This window comes from Embleya sp. NPDC050493, from assembly GCF_044458105.1.
In the GTDB taxonomy this organism is placed as follows: domain Bacteria; phylum Actinomycetota; class Actinomycetes; order Streptomycetales; family Streptomycetaceae; genus Embleya.
In genome coordinates, this window is record NZ_JBITHP010000066.1 from 1 (window position 1) to 8,943 (window position 8,943).

General features: G+C 72.6%; 7 protein-coding genes. 5 read left to right on the forward strand and 2 right to left on the reverse strand.

Going from position 1 to position 8,943, the window contains the following annotated elements:
- Nucleotides 1-102: 102 nt before the first annotated feature.
- Complete coding sequence (locus ACIBM5_RS46945) at nt 103-1,293, reverse strand: amidohydrolase (RefSeq protein WP_391589519.1); 1,191 nt, start codon at nt 1,291-1,293, stop codon at nt 103-105.
- A gap of 92 nt (nt 1,294-1,385) precedes the next feature.
- Between ACIBM5_RS46945 and ACIBM5_RS46950 the strand changes: the two genes are divergently transcribed.
- The 4 genes from ACIBM5_RS46950 to ACIBM5_RS46965 all read left to right on the forward strand — a co-directional run bounded on the left by ACIBM5_RS46950 (nt 1,386) and on the right by ACIBM5_RS46965 (nt 5,452).
- Nucleotides 1,386-2,546: a PucR family transcriptional regulator gene (locus ACIBM5_RS46950; RefSeq protein ID WP_391589520.1), complete on the forward strand. Its 1,161-nt coding sequence runs from the start codon at nt 1,386-1,388 to the stop codon at nt 2,544-2,546.
- Nucleotides 2,547-2,854: 308 nt separating this feature from the next.
- On the forward strand, nt 2,855-3,889 hold the full coding sequence (locus ACIBM5_RS46955; protein WP_396012835.1) for a methyltransferase: 1,035 nt from the start codon (nt 2,855-2,857) through the stop codon (nt 3,887-3,889).
- 307 nt (nt 3,890-4,196) lie between these two features.
- On the forward strand, nt 4,197-4,637 hold the full coding sequence (locus ACIBM5_RS46960) for a hypothetical protein (protein WP_396012836.1): 441 nt from the start codon (nt 4,197-4,199) through the stop codon (nt 4,635-4,637).
- 116 nt (nt 4,638-4,753) lie between these two features.
- A complete protein-coding gene (locus ACIBM5_RS46965; RefSeq protein WP_396012837.1) occupies nt 4,754-5,452 on the forward strand; it encodes a class F sortase in 699 nt (232 codons plus the stop codon).
- An 83-nt stretch (nt 5,453-5,535) separates the two neighbouring features.
- On the opposite strand, the gene ACIBM5_RS46970 is transcribed toward ACIBM5_RS46965, so the two are convergent.
- Nucleotides 5,536-7,221 carry an FAD-dependent oxidoreductase gene (locus ACIBM5_RS46970; protein WP_396012838.1) on the reverse strand — a complete coding sequence of 562 codons (1,686 nt, stop codon included), beginning with the start codon at nt 7,219-7,221 and terminating at the stop codon, nt 5,536-5,538.
- Nucleotides 7,222-7,573: 352 nt separating this feature from the next.
- On the opposite strand from ACIBM5_RS46970, the gene ACIBM5_RS46975 reads away from it, so the two are divergent.
- Nucleotides 7,574-8,839, forward strand: a complete 1,266-nt coding sequence (locus ACIBM5_RS46975; RefSeq protein WP_396012839.1) for a SchA/CurD-like domain-containing protein — start codon at nt 7,574-7,576, stop codon at nt 8,837-8,839.
- Nucleotides 8,840-8,943: the final 104 nt, after the last annotated feature.

Consider the following 8,943-nt stretch of genomic DNA (forward strand, 5'->3'; position numbering starts at 1 on the left):
CCCCGCCGGGGCCCCGCGGCCGCGGGGGGCGCGGGTTCCCCCCCCCCCCCCCCCCCCGGGCCGGGGGCGGCGGGGGCCCCCCCCCCGCCCCCCATCGGCGGGTCAGTCCCCGGCCGGCGCGCCCGCCAGGAGCCGTTCGCGCAGGCCCTGGTCCAGCGCCGCGTCCACACACGTCCAGGCCATCGCCAGACCACCGTCCAGCAGTGCCCGATCCGCGGCGGGCCGCACCGCGTACGCGGCGAACTCGGCCTGATGCAGCCCGGCGGCGCCCGAGTCGATCGAGACCAGCGGCTGGATGGACGGGATGGCCAGCGACACGTTCGCCATGTCGGTGGAGCCCGCCTGCCGGTCGTCGGCCGCGGTCACCGGCGGGAATTCGCGGCCCGCGGTCAGCGCATTGCGCTCGTACGCGGCCAACAGATCGCCGTCGTGCCGGAACTCGGAGTACGCGGGCGAGGTCGAGGAGATGGTCAACCGCGACCGGGTGGCCACCGCGCCCGCCTGGAAGCACTCGCGCACCCGCGCCTCCAGATCGGTCAAGCCCGCGAGCGTTGCGGCCCGCACGTAGTAGGCGGCCTCGGTGTGCTCGGGGATCACGTTCGGCACCTGCCCGCCGGTCGTGGTGATCCCGTGCACCCGCTGATCCGGCGTCATGTGCTGGCGCAGCAGCCCGATGGCCACCTGGGCCACGGTCAGCGCGTCGGCAGCGTTGACGCCGTCCTCGGGGCAGGCGGAGGCGTGCGCGGCCCGGCCGTCGTACTCCACGTGCAACTGCGCGCGGGCCAGACAGGTCGGGTCCAGGCGCTCGCGCGGCGAGGGATGCACCATCATCGCCGCGTGCACGCCGGCGAACGCGCCGCGCTCCAGCATCAGCACCTTGCCGCCGCCGTTCTCCTCGGCGGGCGTGCCCAGCACGCGTACGGTGATGCCGAGGTCGTCGGCCAGCGCGCCGAGCGCGAGCGCGGCGGTGGTCGCGGCGGAGGCGATCACGTTGTGGCCGCACGCGTGCCCGATGCCCGGCAGCGCGTCGTACTCCGCACAGATCCCGAGCACGAGCGGTCCGCTGCCGCGTTCGGCGACGAAGGCCGTCGGCAGATCGCACACCCCGGCGGTGACGGTGAAACCGTGCTCGGTCAACTGCTCGCCCAGCCAACCGCAGGCCCGTTCCTCGGCGAAGCCGAGTTCGGGGTGGGCGTGCAGACGGTGACTGAGGGCAACCAGATCCGGAGCGGCGGCATGCACCGCCGCCTGGGCAGCGGCCTTTGCACCGGCCGCGAGGTCGAAGGCTCGCATGCGCGCATCCTGCCCCACGAAAGACGTAACGGGAAGTGACCGATCGAAGTATCTGTTCCGCGTAACAACGACCGGCTAAGGTGCGGAAATCCATGATCGACAAGGCAGAAGTCACGGAACACCGGACCCCCGTGCCGGACCGGGCAGAGGCGTTCGAGCGGGAACTGAACGTGCTGGCCCTCTCCGGCGACGGCTGGCTCGCGATCCTGCGAGCCTTGGCCCAACGCACCGGTAGGACCGCCCGACTGGTGGGGGTGCACGGCGGGGTACTCGCCGCCACCGACGACGGCACCGAGTCGATGACCCCGGTCGCCGTCGCCCACGTGTTCGTCGAGGACAAGGTGGTCGAGGTCACCTGCGACGAGGGCTGGCGGGCCTCGGCCCTCGCGGTCCGGGTGGCGCAACGCCGGGTCGGGCTGCTGCTGTTGGGCGAACCGGACGGCGCGGCCGACGACGAACCGCTGTTGCGCGCGGCGGTGACGGCGGTGGCGATCGAGGCGATCCGCCGGGACGCGGTGGCCACCGCGACCGCCGAGACGGCCGGCCGGCTGATCGACGAACTGCGTTACGGCGCGCTGCGCAACCTCGCCGACGTGACCCGCACCGCCGCGCGCTTCGGGCTGCACCTGGATCGCCCGCATTCGGCCGTGGTGTTCGCCTACGCCGGACCCAACCAGCGCACCTGGACCACCGCGCTGTCCTGGCTGGAGATGCCGGTACGCCAGGAGGGCGAGCTGGGACTCGCGGTGCTCTCGGGCAACGTCGAGCGGGAGATCAGCCGGATCCGGATCCGGCTTCAGGGCATGGTCGGCGATGTGCCGGTACTGGCCGCCGCCGGGCCCACGGTCAGCGATCCGCGCGGCACCGCGCGCTCGTTCCACGACGCCGAGACGGTGCTCGGGCTGCTTCGTCGGCGTCCGGGCGAGGTGCAGTTGATGTTCTCCTCGCTGGGCCTGGCCCAGTTGTTGTTCGGAGTGCCGCCGGCCCGGCTCCAGGCGTTCGTGGACCAGCACCTGGGTCCGATCCTGGAGCGCGAGGAGTGGGTGGCCACGCTCAGCGCGTGGCTGGCCACCAACGGCAGCCGCGCCGCGGTCGCCGAGATGTTGCACCTGCACCGCAACTCGGTCGGCTACCGGATCGGCCAGATCCGCGAGCTCCTGGGCGCCAACCCCCTCGACCCCGAGGTCACCCTGCAACTCCAGGCCGCACTGACCGCCCGCGAACTCCTCCTGGCCCTCAAGGAAGTGCCGTAACGACGAAGTGCCGCAGCAAAGAGGTGCCGCCACAAAGCAGTGCCGCCGCAAAGCAGTGCCGCAACAGGGAGACGCCGCCGCGCGGGAAGCGCCCCAGCCGGCGTTCGGGTCGCCGGATCTGCGCCCATCCGGATGACTCCCGGGCGCGTCTCGGCCCGAACCGGCCGCGCCTCGGCGGCAGGTCGGCGACTGTGGGTCACAGTCGTTCCAGCCCCGGCGCGGACCGCCGGGACGTCGGTGCGCGGGTCGTTGCGGTCGAGTTCCGCCGGCCCGGCCCCGGATGGTCCACCGGTTGAGAGGCGATCAGCATGACCGATACCGACGTCACCAGTGCCCCGCAGGCGGCCACCCGACTGCGCGAGCTGGCGTTCAGCGCGATGTCCGCCGCGGCGGTGCGCGCCGCACTGCGCCTGGGACTCCCGGACGCGCTGGGCGAGGGCCCGGCGAGCGTGGACGAGTTGGCGAGGGCGGTGTCCGCCCACCCCGGGGCGCTGCACCGGCTGCTGCGCGCGCTGGCCTGCCAGGGCATCTTCGCCGAGGAGCCGGACGGGCGGTACACGCACACCGAGGCGTCCCGACTGCTGCGCGCCGACGCCCCGCGCAGCATGCGCGACGTCGCGCTGTGGACCACCGAGCCGTGGACCTGGGAGGTGTGGCCGCGCCTGGACGAGGCGGTCCGCACCGGGAAGAGCGTCTTCCCGGCTCTGCACGGCAAGCAGTTCTTCGACTACCTGCACGAGGACGCGCCGGAATCGGCCGCCGCGTTCGACCGGGCGATGACCCAGTCGAGCCGGCAGTCCGCGCAGGACGTCACCGCGGTACTCGACCTGACCGGCATCGACAGCGTCGCCGACATCGGCGGCGGCCAGGGACTGGTGCTGGCCACCCTCCTGGAGCGCAACCCGAGCCTGCGCGGCACCCTGCTCGACCTGCCCGGCGTGGTCGCCGCGGCCGACCCCCGGCTCCGGGCGGGCGGCGAACTCGCCTCCAGGGCAAGCCTGGTGGGCGGCGACTGTCGGGTGGAGATCCCGGTCCGAGCCGACCTGTACATCGTCAAGAACATCCTGGAGTGGGACGACGACAGCACCCTGCGCACGCTGCGCAACATCGTCGCGACGGCCGCGCCCGGTTCCCGGGTCGTGGTCATCGAGAACCTGGTCGACGAGACCGCCTCGATGCGGTTCACCGCCGCGATGGACCTGTTGCTGCTGCTCAACGTCGGCGGTCGCAAGCACACCAAGGACAGTCTGCTGACCCTGATCGAACAGGCGGGCCTGCGCGGCCGGGACGTCCGCGCGGTGAACCCGTCGCTGCACATGTTCGAGTGCACGGTCCCGGCGTAGGCCGTGTCCGGCCCGGGGCCGCGACCGGAACCGCCAACGGATCCGCACACCGGGGCCGCGGCAGGGCCTGCCGCCCGCGCCGCGGCTACCGAAAGTGATGACTCGTGACCCTTCGCTAAACATCGGACTGCTCCCGGCGAGTGAAGCAGGCCGCGATATCCGCCCGGGAGGCCCAGAAAGGGCCCTCGAATGCAGTCACGCGGGTCGCGGGTCGGCCAGGGCCGTTCGATGGTGAGTAAGGCGCCTCGCCGATCCCCGTGTGCCGATGCCCGTCGGCAGTTCGCGAAGCGCCGGAAGGATAATCACGATGCGTCGTGCACGAGCTCTTGTCGCCGGTACCGCCCTCGGCTTCGCCGCCCTGACCCTGGCGGTTCCGTCCGCCTACGCCGACGCCCCGGCGCCGGTGAAGCCCGATTCCGGCCAGGCGGCCTCCGAGAACGGTTCGTCGGAGAAGTCCTGGTCCGGCGAGTCGAAGTGGACGCCCGAGAAGGGGTCCGAGCACAGCGAAGGCTCGGACAAGGGCGGCGAAAGCAAGTCCCACGAAAGCAAGGGCAACGAAGGCTCCTCGCACGAGAAGTCGTGGAAGGACCACAAGAGCCCGCACGGTGGCGTGCACACCGGCATCGGTGGCGCGTTCCTCGATGACGGCGCGGCGCTCGGTACGGGTGCGGCCCTGATCGCCGGCGGCATCGGCATGGGCGTGTACGCCCTGCGCCGTCGTCCCGGTGCGGTGGCGGCCCAGGCCTGATCCGCCCGTTCGGGCAACACACCGTGGCCACCGCCCCGCACCGGGGCGGTGGCCACGGCAATGTCGCCGTCGGCGCGGCATCGCCCGGTCCGTCGGCCCAGGAGAGAGGGACCGTCTTGCACGACCCGGCACCGACCATGGACAAGTCCGAGCCCCCGCAGCCCCACCGCATCAGCGCCGGCAAACTGATGATGATCGCCGTGGCGGCCATCCTGCTGGGCGTCCTGATGATCAAGCACGATCTGAGCACCGACTCCGGGCCGCCGCCGCAACCGGTGCCCGCCGCCGCACAACCGGGCGCCTCGCCGCCCGTCGCACCCTCGGCGAGCCCGGACCCCGACGGGGCGCCGGTGATGCGCCGCTCGCAGCCGGTGCGGATCAAGATCCCCAGGATCAAGGTGGACGCGCCGTTCATCGGGCTGAGCCTGAATGCCTCCGGTGTGCTGGAAGTGCCGCCCGCCGCGGACCGCAACCTGGCCGGCTGGTACGAGGACGGCGTCACCCCGGGCGCCCGGGGCAACGCGATCGTGCTCGGCCACGTCGACACGATGATGGGCCCGGCGGTCTTCTGGGGGCTCGGCAGTCTCAAGCCCGGCGACACCGTGGAGATCGCCCGCGCGGACGGCAGCGTGGCCCGGTTCGCGGTGGACTCCGTCGAGTCCTTCCCCAAGGACGCCTTCCCGGACGAGCGGGTCTACGGGAAGACGACCGACGCCCAACTGCGCCTGATCACGTGCGGCGGCGTGTACGACAAGAAGGCCAAGGACTACACGGACAACGTGGTGGTGTTCGCCCACCTGCTGCCGCCGACGTAGTCCCACCACCCGCACCCGAGCGCACCACGGCCGGCCCCGGAATGCCTTCCGGGGCCGGCCGTGGTGCGCTCGGTCTGCCGTTCCTACCGGCCGAGTTCGCCGCCCACCCCGGCATCCGCCTCGGTCCGGCACGCCACCGCGCGCAGCACCGTGACCATGGTCTCCTCGGGGTCCAACTCGGCGGCCGGCACCCGCCAGGCGACGAACCCGTCCGGACGGATCAGCACCGCCCCCTCGTCGGTGACCCCGTGCAGCTCCGCCCAGTCCACGTCCGGCGCGGTGACCAGGTCCACCGACGCGGACTCCGCCTCGGTACCCACCCGGTGGATCACCAGCGGCACGCCGAGCCGCCCGCTCGCCGCCCGCGCCGCCTGCTGCCACGCCTCGCCCGCCGCACCGGCGCCGACCAGCAGCACCGGCGAGGTCTCGTACAGGTCCAGGGTGGACAGCCGAACGCCGTCCCGGTGCAGCCACACGTGCGGGGCACGGCTGCCGGGTTCGCCGGCGGGCGGGCGGAACCGCTCGGGCAGCACCGGGACTTCGGGGTCGGCACCGAGCACCGCCGCCGACGCGTAGCGGTACCCCAGCACCACACCCAGCACGCCGGGCTGCCTGGCGCCGCCCACCGGGGGAGCGGCGTAGCCCGGGTGGCTGTGCTCGGCCGATCGGGAGGAGGCGCGCGCGGCGGTGGCCCGGGCCACCGGTCGGCGCTCGGCCTCGTAGGTGTGCAACAGGTCGGCGCCCGCGTGCCCGTGCAGCACGGCGGCTAGCTTCCAGGCGAGGTTGTGTCCGTCCTGGATCCCGGTGTTGGAGCCGAACGCCCCGGTGGGCGACATCTCGTGCGCGGAGTCGCCGGCCAGGAACACCCGGCCGACGCGGTAGCGTTCGGCGACCCGCTCGGCCGCATGCCACGGGGCCTTTCCGGTGATTTCCACGTCCAGATCCGGTACGCCCGCGGCGGCCCGGATGTGCTCGACGCAGCGCTCGTCGGTGAACGCCTCGATCGGCTCGCCCCGTTCGGGGTGCCACGGCAGGTGGAAGACCCAGTGGTCCCCGTTGTCCACCGGCAGCAACGCGCCTTCGCCCTGAGGGTTCGTCAGATAGCAGACGATGAACCGCCGTTCGCCGACGAACTCGGCCAACCGGCGGGAGGTGAAGGTGACGCTCACGTTGTGGAAGAGGTCGCCCGGACCGGACACGGCGATGCCCAGTCGCTCGCGCACCGGACTGCGCGGTCCGTCCGCGGCGACCAGGTAGTCCGCCCGCACGATCTGCTGCCGCCCGTTCGCCCGGGTCCGCACGACCGCGGTGATCCCGTCCTCGTCCGGCTCGAAGGACACGAGTTCGGTGCCGAAGCGCAGGTCGCCGCCGAGTTCGCGGGCGTAGTCGGCCAGCACCGGCTCCAGGTCGTTCTGGCTGCACAGGCACCACGAACTCGGACTGAACCGGGCCAGGCCGCCCCCGGGGTCGATCTCCTTGAACAGCCACTCCTGACGGTCCCCGGCGATCGTGTGCGCCTGAAGGATGCCGTGGTTGTCGGCCAGCACGGCGGACGCGGCACGCACCCGGTCCTCGACCCCCGCGGTCCGGAACAACTCCATCGTGCGCACGTTGTTGCCGCGTCCGCGGGGGTGCCGGGAGGTGTCGGCGTGCCGCTCCACCAGCATGTGCGGCACGTCGAGCCGGCCCAGGAACACGGACGTGGACAGCCCGACCAGCGAGCCGCCCACGACCAGGACCGGTACCCGGTGTTCGATCTCGGGATTCATCAGTTCTCCTGCGTTGGCGAGGACTGCGGACGCCACCCCGCTGCGGGGTCGCGGTCCGTCGGTGTCCTCGTGTTCCCGTTGAACCCGGAAGAGCGGTTCCTCGTGGCGAATGTCACTCATATGCCCTCAAAAGATGCAGAGAGTGATGATTCGCCGCCACGCTCGAAGTCGAGGCCGGGTCCCCGACGGACGGATCGGTCGGTGTTCGGGTGCATCGCGCGGCAAGGCGCGGCGCACGGCGTCACACCTTCGCATCCCCGTTCCCCGGGCGGCTTCGGCGCGGCCCGGTCCCCCGGGATCGCCCGTACCGGGCACCACCACGCAGGCCGAATCCCATGACCAAAGGAATGACATGGACACCCTGGTCCACTCCGCGGCGAATCCCACCGCCGACACCACGTCCAAGCTCCGGGTACTGCTCATGCTGGAGCTGCACGAGGGGTCGGAGCAGCGCTTCCTCGAAGCCTACGAACGCATTCGGCACCAGGTGGCCGCCGTACCGGGCCACCTGCGCGACCAGTTGTGCCAGTCGATCGAGGACCCGACCCAGTGGCTGATCACCAGCGAGTGGGAAGGCAGTTCCCAATACCTGGCCTGGGTGGACAGCCCGGAGCACCAGGTGATGGTGCAGCCCCTGCACGGCTGCGTGCGCGGTACCCGGTCGCTGCGCTTCGCGGTGGCCCGGGAGACCGACCTGCGTGCGGACGCGGCCGGCCCGGCGATCACCAAGGGGGCCGCGGGCGCGAAGGCCAAGGCGGGCGCCACCGGCAAGGCCAAGGTGACCGGCAAGACCAAGGCGGCCGACAAGGCCAAGGCCGGCCCGACCGACAAGGCCAAGGCCGGCCCGACCAGGGCCGGGGCCGCCGACAAGGCGCGGGCCGCGGCCCCGGCGGCGCCCGGCGTGGTCCGCTGCGCGCTGACCTTCACCGTCAAGCCCGGCAGCGAGGCCGAGGTGGCCGAGATCCTGGCCGGCTACAAGTCGCCCACGGCCCGGGTGAACGCCACGACGTCGCTGCGCCGCACGTCGGTGTTCATGCTCGGCAACCGGGTGGTGCGCGCGATCGAGGTCGAGGGCGACCTGCGGGCCGCGCTGCGGCACGTGGCCGAGCAGCCGCAGGTGCGGGCCGCCGAGGAACTGCTGAACCCGCATCTGGAGGAGGCCCGCGACCTGAACGACTCGGAGGCCGCCCGGGCGTTCTTCATGCGCTCCTCGCTGGCCGAGGCGTACCACCTGAACGCGCCGGCCGGAAAGTCGGCGAAGGCGTCGACCAAGCGCCGCGCGCTGCTGTACCCGGTTCGGCACGGTTGCGGGGAATCCGCCGCCACCGTGCTCCAGCGGCACGACGAACGGGTGATCGCGTCCGCATCCGGGCCGATCGCGAGCAGTTCGGTGTTCCTGCGCGGCGACATCCTGATCCGGGTGCTCGACGTGCGCGGCGAACCGGAGGACCCGGCGCTGCTGCTGGGCATCGACCGCAAGGAGTCCGCGGCCCGGCTGAGCCGGCTCCTGGACGTGGGCGAGGACGGCGCACTGGACACCGACGAGGGCCTGCGGCACCTGCTGGCCTCGGCCGAGACCACGCTCGTCACCGACCGTCGCGCCGACCGCGACGCCTGACCCCCCGGGCGGCGCCGGGGGGCGCCGCCCCCCCCGGGGAGTTGGGCCACCAGACCACGCCGACCGGACCCCTACTAAAAGTCGCAGATATAGAGCCCAAACCG

Bases quoted from the DNA above. Each gene is read 5' to 3' on its own strand.
- ACIBM5_RS46945 (WP_391589519.1), bottom strand. From the start codon at position 1,293: ATGCGAGCCTTCGACCTCGCGGCCGGTGCAAAGGCCGCTGCCCAGGCG.
- ACIBM5_RS46950 (WP_391589520.1), top strand. From the start codon at position 1,386: ATGATCGACAAGGCAGAAGTCACGGAACACCGGACCCCCGTGCCGGAC.
- ACIBM5_RS46955 (WP_396012835.1), top strand. From the start codon at position 2,855: ATGACCGATACCGACGTCACCAGTGCCCCGCAGGCGGCCACCCGACTG.
- ACIBM5_RS46960 (WP_396012836.1), top strand. From the start codon at position 4,197: ATGCGTCGTGCACGAGCTCTTGTCGCCGGTACCGCCCTCGGCTTCGCC.
- ACIBM5_RS46970 (WP_396012838.1), bottom strand. From the start codon at position 7,221: ATGAATCCCGAGATCGAACACCGGGTACCGGTCCTGGTCGTGGGCGGC.
- ACIBM5_RS46975 (WP_396012839.1), top strand. From the start codon at position 7,574: ATGGACACCCTGGTCCACTCCGCGGCGAATCCCACCGCCGACACCACG.